Source organism: Streptococcus oralis subsp. dentisani (genome assembly GCF_002860905.1).
GTDB lineage: Bacteria > Bacillota > Bacilli > Lactobacillales > Streptococcaceae > Streptococcus > Streptococcus oralis_BA.
On record NZ_PKIG01000009.1, the window covers coordinates 1 to 21435 of the forward strand.

The 21435-nt window shown below is 39.7% G+C and carries 21 protein-coding genes; 1 reads left to right on the forward strand and 20 read right to left on the reverse strand.

The features are described 5' to 3' along the window. Positions 1-129: 129 nt before the first annotated feature. The 4 genes from nusG to pbp2a are packed head-to-tail and all read right to left on the reverse strand — an operon-like array spanning position 130 to position 3303. Positions 130-666, reverse strand: coding sequence for a transcription termination/antitermination protein NusG (gene nusG / locus CYK16_RS09690; RefSeq protein WP_000376740.1), 537 nt, complete (start codon positions 664-666; stop codon positions 130-132). Positions 667-716: 50 nt separating this feature from the next. Further along, complete coding sequence (secE, locus tag CYK16_RS09695) at positions 717-893, reverse strand: preprotein translocase subunit SecE (RefSeq protein WP_001210991.1); 177 nt, start codon at positions 891-893, stop codon at positions 717-719. A gap of 9 nt (positions 894-902) precedes the next feature. After that, a complete protein-coding gene (gene rpmG, locus CYK16_RS09700) occupies positions 903-1055 on the reverse strand; it encodes a 50S ribosomal protein L33 (protein ID WP_001809375.1) in 153 nt (50 codons plus the stop codon). A 52-nt stretch (positions 1056-1107) separates the two neighbouring features. Beyond that, positions 1108-3303: a penicillin-binding protein PBP2A gene (gene pbp2a, locus CYK16_RS09705; protein WP_060806186.1), complete on the reverse strand. Its 2196-nt coding sequence runs from the start codon at positions 3301-3303 to the stop codon at positions 1108-1110. Positions 3304-3389: 86 nt separating this feature from the next. On the opposite strand from pbp2a, the gene CYK16_RS09710 reads away from it, so the two are divergent. Continuing rightward, positions 3390-4289, forward strand: coding sequence for an RluA family pseudouridine synthase (locus CYK16_RS09710; protein ID WP_081094105.1), 900 nt, complete (start codon positions 3390-3392; stop codon positions 4287-4289). Positions 4290-4332: 43 nt separating this feature from the next. Here CYK16_RS09710 and gap read toward each other — a convergent pair whose 3' ends face one another. From gap to jag, 16 genes are all read right to left on the reverse strand, one after another. Continuing rightward, positions 4333-5340: a type I glyceraldehyde-3-phosphate dehydrogenase gene (gap, locus tag CYK16_RS09715; protein WP_000260685.1), complete on the reverse strand. Its 1008-nt coding sequence runs from the start codon at positions 5338-5340 to the stop codon at positions 4333-4335. 320 nt (positions 5341-5660) lie between these two features. After that, positions 5661-8312 carry a bifunctional acetaldehyde-CoA/alcohol dehydrogenase gene (gene adhE, locus CYK16_RS09720; RefSeq protein WP_060806185.1) on the reverse strand — a complete coding sequence of 884 codons (2652 nt, stop codon included), beginning with the start codon at positions 8310-8312 and terminating at the stop codon, positions 5661-5663. Between the two features lie 299 nt (positions 8313-8611). Continuing rightward, positions 8612-9022, reverse strand: coding sequence for an MORN repeat-containing protein (locus CYK16_RS09725; RefSeq protein ID WP_060806184.1), 411 nt, complete (start codon positions 9020-9022; stop codon positions 8612-8614). After that, positions 9009-9452 carry a low molecular weight protein-tyrosine-phosphatase gene (locus CYK16_RS09730; protein ID WP_060806183.1) on the reverse strand — a complete coding sequence of 148 codons (444 nt, stop codon included), beginning with the start codon at positions 9450-9452 and terminating at the stop codon, positions 9009-9011. The genes CYK16_RS09725 and CYK16_RS09730 overlap by 14 nt, the downstream gene beginning before the upstream one ends. A gap of 46 nt (positions 9453-9498) precedes the next feature. Continuing rightward, positions 9499-9798 (reverse strand): preprotein translocase subunit YajC, encoded by a 300-nt coding sequence (gene yajC / locus CYK16_RS09735; RefSeq protein WP_000445810.1) that lies wholly within the window; start codon positions 9796-9798, stop codon positions 9499-9501. Positions 9799-9914: 116 nt separating this feature from the next. Beyond that, a complete protein-coding gene (tkt, locus tag CYK16_RS09740; RefSeq protein WP_060806182.1) occupies positions 9915-11891 on the reverse strand; it encodes a transketolase in 1977 nt (658 codons plus the stop codon). Between the two features lie 113 nt (positions 11892-12004). Next, on the reverse strand, positions 12005-13096 hold the full coding sequence (gene ulaG, locus CYK16_RS09745; RefSeq protein WP_001134226.1) for an L-ascorbate 6-phosphate lactonase: 1092 nt from the start codon (positions 13094-13096) through the stop codon (positions 12005-12007). Positions 13097-13207: 111 nt separating this feature from the next. Continuing rightward, complete coding sequence (locus tag CYK16_RS09750; RefSeq protein WP_000242091.1) at positions 13208-14881, reverse strand: BglG family transcription antiterminator; 1674 nt, start codon at positions 14879-14881, stop codon at positions 13208-13210. A 166-nt stretch (positions 14882-15047) separates the two neighbouring features. Next, entirely contained in the window at positions 15048-15755 is a 708-nt protein-coding gene (locus CYK16_RS09755; protein WP_060806181.1) for an L-ribulose-5-phosphate 4-epimerase, read from the reverse strand. 1 nt (position 15756) lies between these two features. After that, complete coding sequence (locus CYK16_RS09760; RefSeq protein WP_000113589.1) at positions 15757-16620, reverse strand: L-ribulose-5-phosphate 3-epimerase; 864 nt, start codon at positions 16618-16620, stop codon at positions 15757-15759. A 3-nt stretch (positions 16621-16623) separates the two neighbouring features. After that, the gene (locus CYK16_RS09765) at positions 16624-17289 is read right to left on the reverse strand and encodes a 3-keto-L-gulonate-6-phosphate decarboxylase UlaD (RefSeq protein WP_049550772.1); all 666 of its coding nucleotides are present in this window, start codon (positions 17287-17289) and stop codon (positions 16624-16626) included. A gap of 16 nt (positions 17290-17305) precedes the next feature. Continuing rightward, complete coding sequence (locus tag CYK16_RS09770) at positions 17306-17791, reverse strand: PTS sugar transporter subunit IIA (protein WP_060806180.1); 486 nt, start codon at positions 17789-17791, stop codon at positions 17306-17308. Between the two features lie 76 nt (positions 17792-17867). Beyond that, entirely contained in the window at positions 17868-18149 is a 282-nt protein-coding gene (locus CYK16_RS09775; RefSeq protein WP_000241466.1) for a PTS sugar transporter subunit IIB, read from the reverse strand. Between the two features lie 22 nt (positions 18150-18171). Then, on the reverse strand, positions 18172-19629 hold the full coding sequence (locus tag CYK16_RS09780; RefSeq protein WP_060806179.1) for a PTS ascorbate transporter subunit IIC: 1458 nt from the start codon (positions 19627-19629) through the stop codon (positions 18172-18174). A gap of 130 nt (positions 19630-19759) precedes the next feature. Next, positions 19760-20383 carry a hypothetical protein gene (locus tag CYK16_RS09785; RefSeq protein ID WP_060806178.1) on the reverse strand — a complete coding sequence of 208 codons (624 nt, stop codon included), beginning with the start codon at positions 20381-20383 and terminating at the stop codon, positions 19760-19762. Positions 20384-20433: 50 nt separating this feature from the next. After that, on the reverse strand, positions 20434-21423 hold the full coding sequence (gene jag, locus CYK16_RS09790) for an RNA-binding cell elongation regulator Jag/EloR (protein ID WP_060806177.1): 990 nt from the start codon (positions 21421-21423) through the stop codon (positions 20434-20436). Positions 21424-21435 lie beyond the last annotated feature (12 nt).

A 21435-nucleotide genomic window follows, 5' to 3' on the forward strand; every position in this document is an offset into this window, starting at 1 on the left:
TTTAAGCATAATCTTCCCCTTTCTGTGTACAGTCTAACAGATTCAGAAACACTTTTGGCACATTTCATCCATTCTGCACCCTTTAGCTCCTCAACTGCACAAAAAAGAGAGGTCTTGCCTCTCTTTGGGTTATAATTCTGCGATTTGGTTTAGGTTTACTTCTGCAACTGTGTCATTACCAAACATAGAGATAATCATCTTCACTTTATTGTTATCAATCTCCGTAATCTTACCAGTGTAGTCTGCAAAAGCTCCATCAATAATACGTACAGTTTGACCAACTTCAACATCGATATCAAACTCTTGTACAGTTTGTCCCATAGAAACCAAGATATCACGAATTTCTTGTTCCAATAATGGAGTTGGTTTTGATCTATTTCCGTGAGATCCGACGAATCCTGTAACATTTGGTGTATTTCGAACAACAAACCAAGCTTCATCTGTCATGACCATTTCTACAAGAACATAACCTGGAAAGCGATTTTCTTCTACTTCTTTTCTCTTTCCATTTTTTTCAACTTGCACTGTTTGTGTTGGAATTTCAACGCGTAGAATATTATCCAACATATTGTAGGTTTGTGCACGTTGTAATAGATTTTCTTTCACCTTATTTTCATAACCAGAATAAGTTTGTAAAACAAACCATCCTTTATCAAAACTATCCATGATATTTCCTTTCATAAATAGAAGATTTTTAGTGTACTTTCACTACTCTTCTAAAAAATGTTAATAAATCGAATCAAACCTGAAACAATCAACTGGTCAAAAATGTAAATAATCACAACAAAGAAAGCAGTGTATTCCATGATAGAACGAAAATCTCTCCAGCTTTCCTTGCGAGTTGGCCATGTTGTGTCTTTAAGAAGTCTAAAAATATCTCCAATAAAACGCATCGCTCTCTCCTATCTCGTTTCTCTATGTGTAGTGTACTTGCCACAATGCTTACAAAATTTATTTACTTCTAGTCGTGTAGGCTTGGGGTTTCCACTGATCTTGATTGAATAGTTTCTCGAACCACAAACCGCACAAGCTAGGCTTGCTTTTTTTAGTGCCATAACGCCTCCATCTTATCTATTATAACAAGAAAGCTAGGCTTTGACAAGCATCTTAGCGAAATAGATTGACTACCGAATCCCATATTGTTTGAGCCTTTTCCTTAATCTTCGCATCTGAGATAGCCCGGCTAGCCTCATCTACTAGACTTTGCGCACGTCCTCTAATATCAGACAAATTATCATCTGTCTGGCTATTATCATTGGTTTGTACTTGTCTTTTTGTGTTAGCTGGTGCAATTCCATTTTGCTTATAAGCATTTTCAACTGTAAAGGTACTTCCTGGTGTATAAGGTAAAATGGTATTTGCAATATTTCTAAAGACATGGGCTGCACCGTTTGAAGTAGATCCTGCTAGATAGTGATTTTCATCCGTGGTCGGGAAACCAAGCCAGTGACTAATCACCACATCCGGAGTATAACCAATTACCCACTGGTCACTTGTGTACTCCGGATTGAAAACAGCTTCAGTTGTTCCAGTTTTTCCTGCCATGACATAATCTGCAGGCGATGAACTAATACCGGTGCCGTTGGTGAATGTCCCCAACATCATACTGGTCATCTTGTCAGCTACAGACTTATCAATCACCCGTTTTTGTGAATTTTTATGGCTGGCAATAACCTGACCACTAGCATTTTCAATTCTACTAATAAAATGAGCTTCCGGCATTAAACCTTCATTGGTAAAGGCAGCATATGCTTGAGCCATTTGAAGAGGATTGGTTTCGACACCGCTTCCCAAAGCGACACCAAGAACACGGTCGACCTTTTCCATGTTGAGTCCAAATTTTTCGCCTGCCTCAAAAGCCTTATCAACACCCAAATCATTAACAGTAGCAACAGCAGGTAGATTAAGCGATTCTGCCAAGGCTTGATACATAGGAACTTCTCGACTCTTTTTGATTCCTGCATAGTTATCTACCTTATAGCTGTCATACTGCATGGTATGGTTATCCAACTGCTTGTTCAAAGCCCAACCTGCTTCAACTGCTGGGGTATAAACAACTAAAGGCTTAATTGTAGAACCAGGGCTACGTTTTGATTGAGTTGCATAGTTGAAATTCCGGAATCCAGTTTTATCATTGTCAGCAACTTGACCGACAACTCCACGAACTCCTCCTGTTTTCGGTTCGAGAGCGACACTTCCTGATTGAGCAAATGTTCCATCCTCTGCCCTCGGAAATAGCGCTGTATTTTCATAGACAACCTGCATATTTGCTTGGTAGTTTTGGTCCAGCTCTGTATAAATGCGGTAGCCATTATTGACGATTTCTTCCTCTGTTAGATTATACTTAGAAACAGCTTCATTAACCACCGCATCAAAGTAAGCAGGATAGCGATAATCTGAGATTTTCCCTTCATACTTATCGTGCAATTGCGAATTCATATCAACTTCCGCAGCTTCGGTTTCTTGGTTTTTATCAATATATCCTGCTGCAACCATATTTTGTAAGACAGTGTCGCGACGATTGGTAGAATCTTCTACGGAATTCAAAGGATTATACAGTTCCGGCCCCTTCAGCATCCCTGCCAGAGTCGCAGCTTGATCCAAACTCACTTCTGACGCAGAAACTCCAAAGTATTTCTTACTCGCATCTTCTACACCCCACACACCATTTCCAAAATAGGCATTGTTAAGGTACATGGTTAAGATCTGATCCTTACTATATTTTTTTGTTAATTCTAAGGCAAGGAAAAATTCTTTCGCTTTTCTCTCGACAGTTTGATCCTGCGACAAATAGGCGTTTTTAGCTAGCTGTTGGGTAATAGTAGATCCACCACCTGAACGTCCAGCAGTGACAATCGCCAAGAAGAAACGACCATAGTTAATCCCGTCATTTTTATAGAAAGAGCGGTCTTCTGTCGCAATAACGGCATTCTGCAAATTTTTACTAATATCAGTCAGCTCAACATAGGTTCCCTTTTGACCAGACAAAGCACCTGCCTCTTTTTCTTCACGGTCAAAAATGATAGTCCGAGTTTTCAAGGCGTTTTGCAAATCATTGACATTGGTTGATTTGGCAACAGCAAACAAATAGGTTCCAACTAGCAAGCCTGCACTCAAACCTAGTATAAGGACAATCTTTGTTAGATAATAGCGACGCCAGAATTTTCGAATTGGACCTACTTGGGCTAATTTTTTTCGATCACTACGAGAGCGACGTAAGCTAGTAGAATCAGAGTCCTCTAGTTCACTTGTTTCTTTTTTAAAAAGAGAAAGAAATTTCTCGAATAATTTATCTAATTTCATGCGTTTATTTTATCATCTTCATCATAGGAAGACAAGAATTTAGCTATTTCCTATCCAAATAGGGCTTTTTTTGTTACAATATCTGTATGCAATTCACATTTACATTACCAGACTCTCTACCTCAAATGACGGTAAAGCAATTACTTGAGGAACAACTCCTCATCCCTAGAAAAATCCGGCATTTTTTGAGAATCAAGAAACATATTTTGGTAAATCAAGAAGAAGTTCACTGGAACGAGATGGTAAATCCTGGAGATGTTTGCCAGTTGACATTTGACGAGGAAGATTATCCCAAAAAGACAATCCCTTGGGGCAACCCAGACTTAGTTCAGGAAGTTTATCAAGACCAACACCTGATTATTGTAAACAAACCTGAGGGGATGAAAACACACGGTAACCAACCAAACGAAATTGCTCTTCTTAACCATGTCAGCGCCTACGTTGGCCAGACCTGTTATGTCGTTCATCGTCTAGACATGGAAACTAGCGGTTTAGTTCTTTTTGCTAAAAATCCTTTTATCCTACCTATTCTCAATCGCTTATTGGAGAAAAAAGAGATTGCTAGAGAATATTGGGCACTTGTTGACGGAAATATCAACAGCAAAGAGCTTGTTTTCAGGGACAAAATCGGACGTGATCGCCATGATCGTAGAAAACGAATAGTTGATACAAAAAATGGGCAATATGCTGAAACACAGGTAAGCAGATTAAAGCAATTTCCAAACAAAACTTCCTTGGTTCGTTGTAGACTAAAGACAGGCAGAACCCATCAGATTCGTGTCCACCTTTCGCATCACAATCTTCCTATCCTAGGCGACCCTCTCTATAATAGCAAAGAAAAATCAAGTCGACTTATGCTTCATGCCTTTCGACTGTCCTTTACCCATCCGCTTACATTAGAGAAATTAAGCTTCACTACTCTTTCAGATACTTTTGAAAAAGAATTAAAAAAAATGGATGATTGCGTCATCCATTTTTCCACATAAGAAAAGCAAGACCAAGAGGCCTTGCTTTTTATCGACTCAAGAATTATTTAGCGATTTTTGCGAAGTATTCAAGAGTACGAACAAGTTGTGCAGTATATGACATTTCATTGTCGTACCATGATACAACTTTAACCAATTGTTTACCGTCAACGTCAAGAACTTTAGTTTGAGTTGCGTCAAACAATGAACCGTAAGACATACCTACGATATCTGAAGATACGATTGGATCTTCTGTGTAACCGTATGATTCGTTTGAAGCTGCTTTCATAGCTGCGTTCACTTCATCAACAGTAACGTTCTTTTCAAGAACTGCTACCAATTCAGTAACTGATCCAGTTGGAGTTGGAACGCGTTGTGCAGATCCGTCAAGTTTACCGTTCAATTCTGGGATTACAAGACCGATAGCTTTTGCAGCACCAGTTGAGTTAGGAACGATGTTTGCAGCACCAGCGCGAGCACGGCGAAGGTCACCACCACGGTGTGGTCCGTCAAGGATCATTTGGTCACCAGTGTAAGCGTGGATAGTAGTCATCAATCCTTCAACAACACCAAAGTTGTCTTGAAGAGCTTTAGCCATTGGAGCCAAGCAGTTTGTAGTACATGAAGCACCTGAGATAACTGTTTCAGTACCGTCAAGAACGTCGTGGTTAGTGTTAAATACAACTGTTTTAACGTCGTTTCCACCAGGAGCAGTGATAACAACTTTTTTAGCTCCACCTTTAAGGTGTTTTTCAGCTGCTTCTTTCTTAGCAAAGAAACCAGTAGCTTCAAGAACGATTTCTACACCGTCAGTAGCCCAGTCGATTTGTTCTGGATCACGTTCAGCAGAAACTTTAACGAATTTACCGTTAACTTCGAATCCACCTTCTTTAACTTCAACAGTACCGTCGAAACGACCTTGAGTTGTGTCGTATTTCAACAAGTGTGCAAGCATAACTGGATCTGTAAGGTCGTTGATGCGTGTAACTTCAACACCTTCTACGTTTTGGATACGACGGAAAGCAAGACGACCGATACGTCCGAAACCGTTAATACCAACTTTAACTACCATTAGTGATTTCCTCCTTATGAAAATCATGAAATTTTTATTGTGAAAAGAGTAACTTGAATCACTACAAATCACCTTTCAACAAACCTATTATATAACTATTTAAGTTTAATTGCAAGTACGGGCGTTGTTTTTTGTCTACACCTCACTTATTTTTCTTTCTTCTCTGAAAGCCTATACTGCTGTCTTTCTTTATCTACATAGTCATTTACCGCTTTTCTTTTTCAAATAAAAAACGAAAATAGAAAGCTAAAATTTATTTTCGATACCCCTATTTCACAAAAAAAGAGACAGGAAATTCCTGCCTCTAGGCTGATAAACGATTATTTACGACGTCCTGGACATTCTGCATAACCATAGTAAGCATCTGCCATAATTTCTTCCATGTCAGCTACCATTGGCAAGCGTGGGTTAGCAGGTGAACATTGATCTTCATAAGCAAGCAAGGCAATTTCATGCAAACTGTCTTTCCAAGCTTTTTCATCAATTCCTTGATCCTTGAAGTTCATCTTGATACCTACTGCAACACCAAGTTCATAAACAGCTTTAGCGTATGCTTCAACTGCTTCTTCTGGAGTTGAGTGAGGCAAGCCAAGCATTTTCGCGATGTCTTGGAATTTCTCATCAGCTTTCCAGTAGTTGTATTTAGGCCATGTAGTGGTCTTAGATGGACGAGTTCCGTTGTAACGGATAACGTATGGAAGCAAGATTGCGTTTGTACGTCCGTGAACAGTATGGTGAACCGCACCGATCTTGTGGGCCATTGAGTGACTCATACCAAGGAAGGCATTGGCGAAGGCCATACCTGCCATTGTAGAAGCATTATGCATTCTTTCACGAGCTTCTGGGTCAGCAGTCTTAACAGATTTTTCCAACCATTCAAAGACAAGTTTGATTGATTGAAGGGCGATACCATCTGTGTAGTCGTTAGCGAAGTTTGAAGTGTAGGCTTCAGTCGCATGAGTCAAGACATCCATACCTGTGTCAGCAGTAATGAAATCTGGAACTGATTCAACCAAAGCAGGGTCAACAATCGCAATAGTTGGTGTCAATGAGTAGTCAGCCAATGGATATTTACGGTTGTTTTTCTTATCAGAGATAACAGCAAATGGTGTTACTTCTGAACCTGTACCAGAAGTTGTCGGGATACCGATGTACTTCGCTTTCTTACCAAGCGATGGGAAGCGGAAGGCACGTTTACGGATATCCATGAATTTTTGAACCAAGTCACGGAAGTCGACTTCTGGTTGTTCGTAGAAGAGCCACATAACTTTAGCCGCATCCATTGGTGAACCACCACCCAGAGCGATAATTGTATCTGGTTCAAATGCTCTCATAACCTCAGTACCACGTTCTACAGTTGTGATATCTGGATCTGGTTCAACATCTGAGAAGACTTGGACAGTTACACGGTTGCTACGTGCGTTCAATTGGTCGATAACACGTTGAACGAAACCGAGTTTTTCGATTGATTTGTCCGTAACGATCATAACGCGTTCAATATCTTCACATGTTTGAAGGTATTGGATAGAATTGCGTTCGAAGTAAATTTTTGAAGGAACTTTAAACCATTGCATATTATTTCTACGTTTCCCTACTTTCTTGATGTTTAGGAGGTTAATCGCACTCACGTTATCACCAACTGAATTGCGTCCGTATGAACCACATCCAAGTGTCAATGATGGGATGAAGGCATTGTAAACGTCACCGATACCACCGAAAGTAGATGGAGAGTTCCAGATAATACGCATAGCTTTGATTTCTGTACCAAAGCGTTTAGCAAGCTCTTCGTCTTTTGTATGGATAGCTGCTGAGTGACCAAGTCCGTTAAACTCAACCATTTGACGAGCTTTTGTAAGACCATCTTCTGTATCTTCAGCTTTCAATACAGCGATTACTGGTGACAATTTTTCACGAGTCAGTGGTTCTTTTGGTCCTACTTCCTCACATTCTGCAGCCAAGATATTTGTTCCTTCTGGAACACTGAATCCTGCTTGTTCTGCAATCCATGCTGCTGGTTTACCAACAATGTTTGCATTTAGTTTAGCACCAGCACAGTTTTTGCTGTTTGCTTTCACACCAAAACAGAATTCTTCAAGAAGTGCTTTTTCTTTTTTATTTACAAAGTAAGTGTGGTATGATTTGAATTCTTCTACAAAATCGTCGTACACTTCTTTATCAATGATAACTGCTTGCTCTGATGCACAGACCATCCCATTATCAAATGATTTAGACATAACGATGTCATGAGCAGCTTGACGAAGGTCAGCAGATTTTTCTACATAGGCAGGAACGTTTCCGGCACCTACCCCAAGAGCTGGTTTACCACATGAATATGCCGCTTTAACCATGGCATTACCACCAGTTGCAAGGATAGTAGCAACACCTTCGTGGTTCATAAGCGCTCCAGTTGCTTCCATAGATGGCTCTGTAATCCATTGAACACAGTTTTCAGGCGCTCCAGCTGCGATAGCGGCATCACGAACGATCTGTGCTGCGTGGGCTGATGATTCTTGAGCTGATGGGTGGAAAGCAAACACGATTGGATTACGTGTTTTCAAAGCAATCAATGATTTGAAAATAGCTGTTGAAGTTGGGTTGGTTGTTGGAGTGACACCACAAATTACACCAACAGGTTCAGCAATCTTCGTCAACCCTGTAATTGGATCATCTTCGATAACTCCAACTGTTTTAACTCCACGCATATTGTTCACTACGTGTTCACAGGCAAATAGATTTTTCGTTGCCTTATCTTCAAATACCCCACGACCAGTTTCTTCAACTGCATGTTGTGCCAGTATACCATGCGCGTCAAGTGCTGCAACCGAAGCTTTTGCTACAATATAGTCAACTTGTTCTTGGTTCAACTTGCGCATCTCATCAAGTGCAACCAAGGCTTTTTTTACGAGACCATCGACATGCTTTTCAGCAGCAAGTTGTTTTTCCTCAGGTGTTACTGTTTTTTTATCAGCCATATTTTCCTCCATAGCTTTCAAGGATCGATATCCTTTGTTAATTTTTTCACAAGTTTATTATAACGCATTATTTCAACTTTGTAAACAGTTTCATAAACATTTCACAAAGAATTTTTAAACCCTTGTGAAATTTTTCTCATTTTCTTTTCTTATCAGGTTTTATCTTTAAAGTTTGTGAAATTTATTTCAAATATTTTTTATTTCACAAGCTTTCTTGGAAGAAATACTTGGAAAGAAAGGGATTTGCATGTAAGCGCTTACTTTAACATTCTAACAATACCTCCTTTGATAAGGAGGCTTTATTTTTGTTGAAAAACGCCTTGTTTAAAAGTCCCTTCATAAACGACTCCTTGTTCTGTTGTTAGCTTTCCTTTTCCTTCAGCCTGACCATTTACAAAATCACCTTCGTAGGTCCAGCCTTCTTTAGATTGAAAGGTACCTTTTCCGTTGAAGGCTCCATTGTTGAAGCCACCTGTATATTGATCTCCATTTTGGAAGGTGATGGTGCCTTGTCCATTCATTTTACCACGTACAAGACTGCCATCATAAACAATCGTTCCATTATCAAGCTTTAGAACACCTTTTCCGGGAATATTTAGAAAAAAGACGAGTACGGCACAGAAAACAATCATAACTACTGCCAAAAGCTCTAAACGTGGACGAGTCAGATAGACACGATACTTTTCGTAAAAATTCTTAAGATTTTCCACCTTCACTCTCCTTTTCTAAACGTTCTAACCAAGCTTGACACCCCTCTTGAACACGCCTATAGGTCTCTTCAAAATCCCCTGTGTACCAAGGATCTGGTACACTTTCAGATGCAAATGAGTAAATCTTATCTTGACAGTCTACTGGACACATCTGACGTAAGTCAGAAACATTTGAAGCATCCATTCCGATAATATAATCAAAGTCTTCAAAATCTTTCTTACTAATCTGAAGCGATGTCTTATTCTTGTCATAAGGAATCTGATACTGTTGAAAAACCCCCTGAGTTCCCTTATGAATTGGATTGCCATGTTCCCAAGAGGAAGTCGCTCGACTTTGGATTTCGTAATTATCTGTCATTGATTTCATAACAAACTCGGCCATAGGGCTGCGGCAAATATTTCCCAGACAGACAAAGACTAGTTTTTTCATCCCATTTCCTTTCTTTTATAGAAAAACGGGAGTTAGTGATCCCGTCTTATTTTTCAATTGCACCTTCGAGTGAAGCTGTTTCTTTAAGTGGTAATACTGTCTTGATAGCAGCTAGTTCAAAAGTCAAGTAAACCCCATCTACATCAAGAACAATTGTTTTCTTTTCTGTATCTACTTCATCGACTGTTCCATAAAGTCCACCGATTGTAATAACTTCATAGCCTTTTTGTAATTTATTCAAGCTTTCCATACGTTTTTGTGCTTGTTTCTTTTGAGAGCGTTGCGTAAAGAACATCAAGCCCACCATAGCCACAAGAATGATTAAAAATGTATATTGTGATTCCATTATATTCTCCTTTGTCTTTTACATAGGACTACTATATCAAATTTCAGCTACTTTTACAAGATTGTACCTTGCTTTTCTAGTAAGAAAAACCAGAGCTTGCGCCCTGATTTTTAGGATTATTTCAAGTTTTGAACGACTTTTACAAGATTTTCGACAGTAAAGCCATATTCTGACAATACTTTTGGTGCTGGGGCAGAGGCTCCGAAGGTATCAATACCAAGAACAGCACCATCTAGTCCAACATATTTGTACCAGTTTTGAGTTGCACCCATTTCGACTGCAACACGACGGCGAACTGCATTTGGAAGAATTTCTTCCTTGTAAGCTGCATCTTGTTTATCAAAGACATCTGTGGATGGCATGCTGACTACACGGACTTTTTCGCCTTGACTAGCCAATTCTTTAGCAGCCGAGACAGCAAGATTGACCTCTGAACCTGTCGCAATCAAGATTGTATCAAAGTCTGCTGCATTTTCATAGACAACATAGGCACCTTTTGCAACCTTGTCGAAGTCTGTTCCCTCTTCAACAGTCAAGTTTTGACGTGTCAAGACAAGGGCAGTTGGTGTTTTCTCACTTGTCACTGCAAGGTACCAAGCTGCTTGCGTTTCACGCGCATCTGCTGGACGGAAAACATTTAGATTTGGCATGGCACGAAGACCTGCTAAATGCTCAACTGGTTCGTGCGTTGGACCGTCTTCCCCAACCGCGATTGAATCGTGGGTAAAGACATAAGTCACAGGAAGTCCTTGTAAGGCTGACAAGCGAACAGCTGCCTTCACATAGTCAGAGAAGACGAAGAAAGTTCCACCATATACACGAAGTCCACCGTGAAGGGCCATCCCGTTCAAGATCGTTCCCATGGCAAATTCACGAACACCAAACTGGATGTTACGGTTCAAACGATTAGCATCGTCTTGAAGTCCGTCAGTCTTGATATAAGTCATGTTTGAGTGAGCTAGGTCAGCTGAACCACCCAAGAAAGTTGGTAACTTAGCTGCCACAACATTCAAGGCATCTTGACTTGAATTACGAGTTGCTTGAGAGAAGCCATTTTCTAAAGCTGGGAAGTCTGCTGGAGTCACTTCAACTGGATCACGTCCATCGATGATAGCTTCTACTTCCGCAGCCAATTCTGGATGCGCTTCTTTATAGTCAGCAACTAATTTTGTCCAAGCTTCATAAGCTGATGCGCCACGGTCTGCAACATGTTCTTTGAAATCAGCATAAACTTGTTCTGGAATTTCAAATGGTTCATAGTCCCAACCGAGAGCTTGACGAGTAGCTGCAGTTTCATCTGCTCCAAGAGGAGCACCATGTACGGCATTAGTTCCTTGTTTATTTGGAGAACCGTATCCAATAACAGTCTTCACTTCAATCAAAGATGGCTTGCCTGAAGCTTTAGCCGTTTCGATAGCAGCATGGATTGCTTCCAAGTCTGTTCCATCTTCAACCAAGGCAGTATGCCAACCGTAGGCATTGTAACGGTCACGAACGCTTTCTGTAAAGGAATCCTTTGTCTCACCATCCAAGTTGATGTCATTTGAATCATAAAGGACAACCAACTTATCTAGTTTTTGCAAGCCTGCGTACGAAGCTGCCTCGCTTGAGACACCTTCCATCAAGTCTCCGTCTCCACAGATAACGTAAGTATAGTGGTCAAAGATATTGTAGCCTTCGCGGTTATATTTGGCTGCCAAGAAACGTTCTGCTTGGGCAAAACCAGTGGCAGTTGAAATCCCTTGACCTAGAGGACCTGTCGTAGCATCAATCCCTGCTGTATGGCCAAATTCTGGGTGACCTGGTGTTTTTGAACCCCATTGACGGAAGCTCTTGATCTCATCCATGCTGACATCTTCAAAACCAGAAAGGTGAAGAAGAGCATAAAGGAGCATTGAACCATGACCTGCTGAAAGAATAAAACGGTCGCGGTTAATCCAGTTTGGTTGAGCTGGATTGATACGAAGTTGTTTTGTAAAGAGGCTGTAAGCCATCGGAGCTGCTCCCATAACCACACCTGGGTGACCTGAGTTGGCTTTGTTGATAGCGTCAATACCTAGGAAACGAATTGCATTAACAGATAGATTTGACATAGAATTTCCTTTCTATTTGAGGTGATTATTGAATCACACATTCTATTTTACTATTATATGAAAATTATCCGTATCATGCAACATACGGATAACCTCCAAAGAATATTTTTATATTATAGCAAAGCTTTAAATTGAATGTTAGAGTCTTGTTCAAAACAATCATCAAAACCACGTGGATGATGGTATTCTACTAAGTGTTGATCTTGAGGATAAGTGTACTTACCGCCAACTTCCCAGATAAATGGATGGAAATCGTATTGCAAGCGATCTTTTCTCATTTTCCAAAGTTCTAGAATCTCATTAGTAGAAGCCATGAAGTTAGACCAGATATCATAGTGAACTGGGATAATGACTTTGGTACGCAGATTTTCTGCCATACGAAGAAGGTCGATAGATGTCATTTTATCTTGGATACCTACCGGATTTTCACCATAGTTATTCAAAGCAACATCAATTTTAAAGTCTTTACCATGTTTTGCAAAATAGTTTGAGAAGTGAGAATCTGCACCATGATAGATGGTTCCACCTGGTGTTTCAAAGATATAGTTAACAGCCTTTTGAGCCATTTCTTCATCTGTAACAGCTAAGCCAGCAAGTTCACCGCCTGTCTCATCAGCACCGTTCACTGGGAGAGTTACCAAGCAAGTACGGTCAAATGATTCTACTGCATGAATCTTCATATCTTTTAATTCGATAGTGTCACCTGGTTTAACAACTATGATACGTTCTTTTGGAACACCCCATCCTTCCCAGATTCGTCCACAGTGGTAAGGACCGATAAACTTAACATGCTCTAACTTCGGATTGTTGAGAATTGCTGCAGCTGTGTATGGGTCGATATGATCACTATGGAAGTGTGAAACTAAGTAATAATCTAGTTCGTTGATAGCAAATGGATCGATAACCATTGGCTGAACACGCAAGTTTGGTTGCAACTTACGAACACCTGCCATATTTGCCATTTGGTGCCCACGAACCATATCTTTCACTTTTTTGGTTGATTTTCCACGGTTTGACCAAAGGTCCATGACAACGTTAGCACCACCTGGTGTCTTAATCCAAGTACCACAGTTGCCTAGCCACCACATGGCAAAATTGCCTTCAGGTACGACTTCTTCTTCGATTTCTTCGTTCAACCATGTTCCCCACTCTGGGAAAGTAGCTAAAATCCATGACTCTCTTGTAATTTCTTTGACATTTGGCATATGTTGCCTCCTTTGGATATAATTGTTATCTTTGAGATTAGTATACCATCCTTCAAAACACTAAAAAAGACCAAGAAAAACACAGGTTTGTGTTCATCATTGGACTGTCCTTCAAATATCTTCCAAAAAAGCTTGAACTACTATTTCTTGATTTATAAGTGTTTGAACCTCTTCTTGGAACTTACTAGCCAACTTACTGTCTACAATATAAGACGAAATAAGACTAGAAAGATTTTCACTGAAACTTTTGCTCTCATTACGAAATATATTGTGTTTAAGATAGTCTAGCATTTTCAAAATATCTTCTGCTTCAAGGATAGGATTAACCCTTAAAATCGGAAATCTGCTATCCAAATCATCATTAGTAGTAATCACTACATCAACTTGTGCAATATCTTCCACACTCTTAAATTGTTCTGTTGTAAATACAGTGCCAATTTGCTCATTTGGAAAATAAAGTTTGCATTGTTTCAGCAAAAGTCTCGAAACCGCAACACCTTCATCACAAACGAGATAAACTTTTTTCATATTTTTTTGAGACGATGGTGTATACTTTAAAAATCCTCCAATATGAATCGTCAAATAGGCAATATCATCGTCTGTTAGCCGAATAAACCATGCTCCTTCTAAAATTTCCGCAGATTTTCTAGTGACTAAAAATAATTCTCCATACTTGGATCGAATTTGTTTTGTTAGAGGATTTTTAGAAAAAATACCGTAAGTCTTTCTAAATAACAAGGCTTTACAGTGGATCATCAAATTTCTTAACAAATCATCCTTGTTCTCAATCTCCATTCGGATTTGTGATTCAAAATACCAGATGAATTCTTCTAAAGCAAGTTTTAACTGCCGAAAATCATCACTTTCTGCATGAATATCCAAATCTTTACGATAGGAGAGGAGAAGAACAGCTACAAGAGAAACTTCAAGTTCTGACAAAGAAATTTCAAACTTTTGAAACAACCGTTCTCCTAATTTCTTAGACACCTGATACTCTATTCTTTTTCTTATCAAAGAAAATTCTTTCTCTATATCCTGATGTCTTTCTTGATACTGTTCAACATTATGACAGCTTAACAGCAAATAAGGTAGAACCTGCAACATAAAAGTTACTTCATGATGATTTATTTTCTTCCCTAAATCTTGTTCAACTAAAGGAACCTGTTCCTTAAAAAATTGGTTCATTTCAACAGAAAGCAAACACTCACCATCTAACCTCTCTTTCATCTTATCTTCTAAAATAGATACAAAAGTGGCATTTTCTTCCATAAAAATATGATATAGAAGCGATTGAAGATACTGAATTTTATTAAGAGGGTGGGCATGAAGATGGTATCCCTGTGACTTGCTCACTTGCAAGGTCACCTGATATTGTTCCAAAGTTAGTTGATAACGAATACTATTCAAATCATTGAGAACAGTATTCCTAGACACCTCTGTTAACTCCATCAATTTTTCAATCGTAATACGTTCTTTAGAAATACCTATCCATAGTAACATTATCATCATACGTTCATGCGCACTCATGATATAATCGTACGAATCTACTTCCGATAATAGTTCACAACAAGCATCTCTCTGCTCTTCCGTTAAGTGAATACCAATTCGTGGAATACTAATGATATGAAGCGCCTCGTCACCCAAAGCAGCATTGATTTTGTCAATGTGATAATAAATTTTCCTTCTTGACTCTTTCAAATCTTTTGAAATCGCCATAATCGTTTTGGACGTTTCTTGATCCATCAAATATTGAAGCAAATCACAACTTGCCTTATCCAGTACCATATTTCATACTCCTCTATCAATCAACTGCCTTGAAAACAACTTTATAATAGTATCACATTCACTAACGCATTTCAATTATCAACAGTAGTCTCTTAATAACGAATACTTACAATTACAAAAGCGAGGCTTGGATCGAAAGGTCCTAGCCTCTTTTCAATTCAATTTCTTATTTCTTTTGACCGTAATAAGCATTTGGTCCATGCTTACGTTGGTAGTGCTTTTCTAGGATGTACTGGGGAGCAGGTTCAACTCTTGGATTGATTTGCTCTGTGAAACGATTCATCTTAGACACTTCCTCTAGTACAACAGAGTGATAGACAGCATTCTCTGGATTTTTTCCCCAGGTGAATGGACCGTGATTGCGTACAACAATTCCTGGTACTTCAACCGGGTTAAGTCCGCGACGTTCAAACTCTTCTACGATAACTAGGCCAGTATCTTTTTCATAGGCCACTTCTACTTCATCCTTGGTCAAACTACGGGCGCAAGGGATTGAACCGTAGAAATAATCTGCATGGGTTGTTCCGTAGAAAGGAATATCGCGTCCAGCTTGAGCCCAACCAACTGCTTCTGTCGAATGGGTGTGGACCACACTACCAATTTCTGACCAAGCCTTATATAACTGCACATGAGTTGGAAGATCAGAAGATGGTCTTAAATCCCCTTCTAGGACATTACCATCTAGATCAGTCACCACCATGTTTTCAGGTGTCAATTCGTCATAATCTACGCCTGATGGTTTGATAACAATGACACCGAGTTCGCGATTGACTTCCGATACATTGCCCCAGGTAAATTTGACAAGTCCATGTTTTGGCAATGATTGATTGGCATCACAGACTCGTTTACGCATAGCATTAATTACTTGATTCATCTTACATCAAACCTGCTTTCTTAATTAGTGGATAGAGAAAAGCTTGCGCCTCTTGAATGGCTGCGCGTGTTTCTTCTACAGTTTCACAATTTTCAGACCACATTTCGATTAGGAAAGGTCCATTATAATTGGTTTGTTTTAAAATATCGAAAGCTTCTTCCCATTTGACACAACCTTGCCCAAAAGTTACATCTCGGAACTGGCCCTTTGAACTTTCTGTCACTGCATAAGTATCCTTGAGATGGAGAGCTGCGATGGCATGATGCCCAAGATAAAATTCACTGTAGACATCATTATGCCATGCAGATACATTACCAATATCTGGGTATACAAAGAGGTAGGGAGAGTCAATCTCTTTTTCTACAGCCAAGTATTTTTCGATGCTATTGATGAAAGGATCATCCATAATTTCAATAGCAAGTACCACCTGAGCCTCTTCAGCCCAGTCACAAGCTTTTCTCAAATTTTTGATAAAACGTTGGCGTGTCTGGGGTGACTTTTCCTCATAATAAACGTCGTAACCAGCTAATTGAATAGTACGAACTCCCAAGTCTTGGGCTAATTCAATACATTTTTTCATGAGTTCTAGAGATTTTTCCTCTATAACTGGATCATTTGATCCCAATGGGTAGCGACGATGGCCTGAAAAACAGATAGAAGGAATACGAACACCAGTTTTATAGATTGCTTTGACAACTTCCAAACGCTCATCCTTGCTCCAGTCCAGTCTTGCTAAACGCTCGTCACGTTCATCAATAGACATCTCTACAAAATCAAAGCCTAACTCCTTGGCAAAATTTAAACGTTCTAGCCAAGTAAAGTGTGTCGGGGTTGCCTTTTCATAAATTCCAATTGGACGTGCCATGGTTTACCCCCAAATTCGTCTGATTTCATCCTTGAAGGCACGCGCTGCTCCTGCTGGATCCGCAGCTTCTGTAATTCCACGACCTGCGATGAAGGTAAAGACATCAACGCCTTCAAATAGTTTGAGAGTATCTACATCTAGACCACCTGTTACAGACACACGGAAGCCCATGTCGATGAGTTTTTTAACCTTATTAAGGTCTTTTTCACCCCAAGTCTCACCAGCAAGAAGTGCATCACGAGATTGGTGATAAATAGCTTGTGAGATACCAGCATCTAGCCAAAGCTGAGCTTGTTCAAAAGTCCAATCGCCATAAAGTTCAATCTGGATTTCGCCTCGGTCTCCACGTTCAGCCGTGATAGCCTTTAGAGCCGCTTCCATAGTAGGGATAGTTGCACAGCAGATACAAGTCATCCAATCGGCACCACGAACGGCATTATTTTTGGCAACTGTTCCACCAGCATCGGCACATTTTGTGTCTGCCACAATAATCTTATCTGGAAAAAGGCTTCGCAAGACTTCAACCAGTTCACTTCCAACTTGTAATAAGCAAACAGTTCCAGCTTCGATAATATCTACTTCCTGACCAACAGAAACAGCTGCTTTAATCGCTCCTTGCAAGTCTGAATGATCTAATGCAACTTGTAAATTAGGTATTCTTTTTGTCATTTCTTTATTCCTCTTTCTAACTTTCCAAATCCAATCCTTCGAGATAAGGGCTATCCTTAGATTCTTCAATCATAGCCAAGACATCTTCTTTAGTCTGGCAAGCCTGTAAACGTGAAATAGAATCTTCTAATTCAAACAGGGCAATGATTTGTGGAATGGCTACACTTGTGTGAATTTTTGAGCTTGTTGCTGCTAGTGCCAACAAAACAGATACCTCTTTCCCATCTGAAAATACAACAGGATTTTGTAAGGTAATCAATGAAAAGGCATCACTTTGCACACCCGCTTCAGGTCTAGCGTGGGGCATAGCCATACCTGGCATCAAGATATAGTACGGGCCATACTCTTCAGTCGATTCAATGATAGCATCGTAATACTCTGACAAAATTGCCCCACTTTCAATCAAGGGATCTACCGCTACCTTGACTGCTTCTTTCCAATCGTGAGCCTCTAAACCTAGTCGGATCGAGTCATTGTCAATTAAAGCTTGTTTTAAATTCATATCTGCCTCCTTTATTTAAAGAGGGAGAAGGACAGAAACGATAACTCTCAGTTTCTGTCCAGCCCCCTCCAACCTTTTACTGTAGTGCTTGACTGAGTTTTTCTGTGATTTCTTTATCATCCATCAAGTTGTCAAGCCCAATTAACTTCCCATTAGTTCGCCCTTCCAATTCTTGAATCAAATGAAGAGAAGCGATTACGATGTCATATCCTGCTGCTAGACCTTTAGCTTCACCGACACTGCATGAATTGACTGTAAAATCTGTTTGATTAAGCTTACGGAGAGCATTTTCAACCTTCATCTTGATAACCATTGATGAACCCATTCCATTTCCGCACGCTGCTAATACTTTAACCATTTTATTTCTCCTTTTCTAGATACTAAGCTTCTTCTTGAACTTCACCGTTGTAATATTTCCCTTTATCTTTTGCTTTGGCAAATTGAAGTTGAGGAATAACAAGCAAGAAGAGACACACAAGTACATAACCAACAATACCAAGGTATTTGAAGATATATCCAAATCCAAGCCATGGGAATTCAAAGTCGATATTTCCATGGTAACCACCATAAGATGCTAAATCAAGAAGAGCTACACAGAGAGCTCCTAAAGCAACTTGGAGAACACCTGAGATGAAGGATAGGATAACAGCCGCTTTCCATCCACCGCGTTTATCAGCGTAGACCGCAATGGCTGCATTGTCAAAGAACACTGGTACAAATCCTGTAATAATAAGAATCGGATTTTTAAAGACGATGAGCAAGACAATTGTGATCAATTGACCAATCAAACCAAAGGCAAATCCTGACAAGACAGCGTTTGGAGAACCAAATCCATAAGAAGCTGCAACGTCAACCGCTGGGAATGAGCCTGGCAACAATTTGTTTGAAATACCTTGGAAGGCGTTTGTCAACTCAGATACGAACATGCGGACACCTTGCATCAAAACGAACAAGTAAACTGAGAAGGTAAAGGCTGTTTGAATAATGTACATAAAGAAATCTTGTTTAGCAGGATTGAATAGAGTTCCTGAAGTGATGACTTCTTTATTAGACATAATGTCTGGACCCAAGATTAAAAGAATGGCTCCGAAGAATACGAGCATCAAGGTAGCAGATGCAACAACTGTATCGTGGAAGATTGAGAGGAACTTAGGTAATTTAAGATTGTCTAAACTTTCTTCTTTCTTACCAAAGCGTCCTGCTACTTTATCTACAAACCAGATTGCAAATTGCTGTTGGTGACCAATCGCAAATCCGCCACCACCAGTCAAGCGTTGAGTTGCCTCAACAGTCATATTTGAACTAACCGCCCAGTAAAGTCCACAGATGATACCAATCGCTGCTGTACCGTAAGCATTGCGCAATTGTGGTACTAAGAATAGAACCATAAGAGATACTGTTGCAGCTTGTTGTACCATGATGTGACCAGTAATAAAGAGGGTTCTTACCTTCGTAATCTTGCGAAGAGCTACGAGCAAGATATTTATTCCGAAACCAATCAATAGAGCTGTAGTTGCAGTTCCAACAAAATCTGGAAACTCTGCTGCAATTTTGTTGTTTGCTGCAGCAAGTCCAAAGTAAGGGTCGATAACCGCTGCGCCAATTTGGAATTTGTAGTTAAGGGCTGCTAAGATCGGACGGAAGGTTGTAACCAAACCACCCGCACCCACGTTGAGCAACATATACCCTACTGTTGCTTTAACAAACCCTGAGAAAACATCATGGGCAGGTTTTTTCAAAAGTGCGTATCCTACCAACACCAATAAACCTACGAAAAATGCGGGATTCTGCAAAATATTGCTAGAAAACCAATTTAGAACACTTGAAATGACTTCCATAATTGTTCTCCTTTTGAATTGTTTTTGTAGGTTTATTATATACTTTGAAAGCGTAAACAAAAAGACCAAGAATTACACAGCGGACTGTTCACTCTTGGACTGTATGATTTATGATATTTTAATGATTAGCTTAATTTCTCGTAGCTAGATAAAATGGAAAAATTTTATCATAAGATTTCAGTAAATTTTCCACGATATCTTCTTCAGATGAATTTTCTGTCACAGAAACATCTGCTTTAACTAACACTTTTCGGATTTCTTGGCTGCCTACCTTCTCGACTAAGACCTGACGATTTTCTTCGTTCGCCTCCCACCATTGACTTTGGCCATCAGAGTAGGCTAGATAATAAATCCCTTCTACAACTGGAACTTCTAGGACCTTGGCTTGTTGCTCCAAGGTTTGCTCATCCTTCTTGCGCTCGATGAAACTGACTTCTAGTGAGACTCCAAAATCAGAAGAACTTCCATATAAACGTAAGGCTATCATAGGTTCTGCCACTTGTCCGCCTCTCTGTAGATAAACCCAAAAATGTGGTCGCAAACGCTGCGCTTGGTTCATCCACTGGCTAGTCTGTTGAAGTTGCCATTCTGGATGGCTTGCTTGAAAGGCTTTAGCCAGTTCTGTAAAAGCCTTTCGTGCCTCTTGACCTTTGTGGCGGAATGCCAGCATTTTCTCTCGCTCTGCTCCCGCCTTATCAGGATTACGGTACTGCAAACCAGCAAAGTCTAAATAGTCTCTTATCTTATTCAACATTAATTTAATCTCCTCCAGCTAGCAAAAAATCAGGATAACCCTGATTTTACTTATTCTGTATCTACGACAACATAACGATTTGGCTCATCACCTTCAGAGTAACTGGTCACGCCATCCATACGTGAAATAATACGATGAATAATCTTGCGTTCGCTATTCGACATTGGATCTGTCTGATGACTACGTCCTTCTTCTAAAACACGAGTCGCCAATTTTTGCGCATAGGTCTGCAAGACTTCTGCACGGTGTTCAACATAATCATTGACATTAATAGTGATATAGAAGGTTCTTGAATAGCGATTGTAAAGATAATTTTGAGCCAATAGTTGCAAGGCCTTCAAGACTTTACCATGGTAGCCGATAATACGACCTGGTTCGTTAGTATCAATTTGCAAATTGATACTACGACGGTTATAATCATTTGAAAGTGTGGCTTCAACATCCATGTCATCAATAATTGTTTGAACATAAGTCGTTACTTCCGTAGCTACTTGTTCAATATCAAAGCTCGGTTCAACCTTCAAGCCCAAGTCTTCTAGTTCTTGACTTTCAGTTTGCTCGGCTTGGCTTTCAATAATAGGAATTTCTACTTCTTCTTCGAGAGCAGTTTCTTCAAGTTGTAATTCATTTAAAATCTCAATGTGACCAGTTTCTTCTAAAATGGTATTAGCATGTTTTTCATTTTTCAAGATTTCAGCCTTGACTTCATCAGAAATACCTTGACCTCCCTCTTCAATCTTTTTAATTGCTTCTACAACATGACCCAAATCAACCGTTGCTTCACTGACTGTTTTAACAGGCTCATTCAAATCATTGATTTGTTTTGGAACTCCCTTCACAGCTTGTTGGTTTGCTTTTACAACTGTCGTTTCACTAATAGCATCGATATCCACTTGGGCTGGTTTTTTACCAAATAAGCCAAGAAACCCTTTTTTCTCACGAGAAATGACTTTGATGTGAGCCTTCAGTCTTGGGATATCTAATTCTTTCAATCCTTTCTGGATTGCTTCTTCAACAGTTGAACCTGTAAATACTACCATTACCAGATTCCT

What these genes read in the sequence shown, in the direction of transcription:
- secE (WP_001210991.1), bottom strand. Translation starts at nt 893, where the DNA reads ATGCGTTTTATTGGAGATATTTTTAGACTTCTTAAAGACACAACATGG.
- CYK16_RS09785 (WP_060806178.1), bottom strand. Translation starts at nt 20,383, where the DNA reads ATGTTGAATAAGATAAGAGACTATTTAGACTTTGCTGGTTTGCAGTAC.
- CYK16_RS09765 (WP_049550772.1), bottom strand. Translation starts at nt 17,289, where the DNA reads ATGACAAAAAGAATACCTAATTTACAAGTTGCATTAGATCATTCAGAC.
- jag (WP_060806177.1), bottom strand. Translation starts at nt 21,423, where the DNA reads ATGGTAGTATTTACAGGTTCAACTGTTGAAGAAGCAATCCAGAAAGGA.
- CYK16_RS09730 (WP_060806183.1), bottom strand. Translation starts at nt 9,452, where the DNA reads ATGAAAAAACTAGTCTTTGTCTGTCTGGGAAATATTTGCCGCAGCCCT.
- ulaG (WP_001134226.1), bottom strand. Translation starts at nt 13,096, where the DNA reads ATGCCAAATGTCAAAGAAATTACAAGAGAGTCATGGATTTTAGCTACT.
- CYK16_RS09770 (WP_060806180.1), bottom strand. Translation starts at nt 17,791, where the DNA reads ATGAATTTAAAACAAGCTTTAATTGACAATGACTCGATCCGACTAGGT.
- gap (WP_000260685.1), bottom strand. Translation starts at nt 5,340, where the DNA reads ATGGTAGTTAAAGTTGGTATTAACGGTTTCGGACGTATCGGTCGTCTT.
- nusG (WP_000376740.1), bottom strand. Translation starts at nt 666, where the DNA reads ATGGATAGTTTTGATAAAGGATGGTTTGTTTTACAAACTTATTCTGGT.
- CYK16_RS09755 (WP_060806181.1), bottom strand. Translation starts at nt 15,755, where the DNA reads ATGAATCAAGTAATTAATGCTATGCGTAAACGAGTCTGTGATGCCAAT.
- yajC (WP_000445810.1), bottom strand. Translation starts at nt 9,798, where the DNA reads ATGGAATCACAATATACATTTTTAATCATTCTTGTGGCTATGGTGGGC.
- CYK16_RS09780 (WP_060806179.1), bottom strand. Translation starts at nt 19,629, where the DNA reads ATGGAAGTCATTTCAAGTGTTCTAAATTGGTTTTCTAGCAATATTTTG.
- pbp2a (WP_060806186.1), bottom strand. Translation starts at nt 3,303, where the DNA reads ATGAAATTAGATAAATTATTCGAGAAATTTCTTTCTCTTTTTAAAAAA.
- tkt (WP_060806182.1), bottom strand. Translation starts at nt 11,891, where the DNA reads ATGTCAAATCTATCTGTTAATGCAATTCGTTTCCTAGGTATTGACGCT.
- CYK16_RS09775 (WP_000241466.1), bottom strand. Translation starts at nt 18,149, where the DNA reads ATGGTTAAAGTATTAGCAGCGTGCGGAAATGGAATGGGTTCATCAATG.
- CYK16_RS09750 (WP_000242091.1), bottom strand. Translation starts at nt 14,881, where the DNA reads ATGGTACTGGATAAGGCAAGTTGTGATTTGCTTCAATATTTGATGGAT.
- adhE (WP_060806185.1), bottom strand. Translation starts at nt 8,312, where the DNA reads ATGGCTGATAAAAAAACAGTAACACCTGAGGAAAAACAACTTGCTGCT.
- CYK16_RS09760 (WP_000113589.1), bottom strand. Translation starts at nt 16,620, where the DNA reads ATGGCACGTCCAATTGGAATTTATGAAAAGGCAACCCCGACACACTTT.
- CYK16_RS09710 (WP_081094105.1), top strand. Translation starts at nt 3,390, where the DNA reads ATGCAATTCACATTTACATTACCAGACTCTCTACCTCAAATGACGGTA.
- rpmG (WP_001809375.1), bottom strand. Translation starts at nt 1,055, where the DNA reads ATGGCACTAAAAAAAGCAAGCCTAGCTTGTGCGGTTTGTGGTTCGAGA.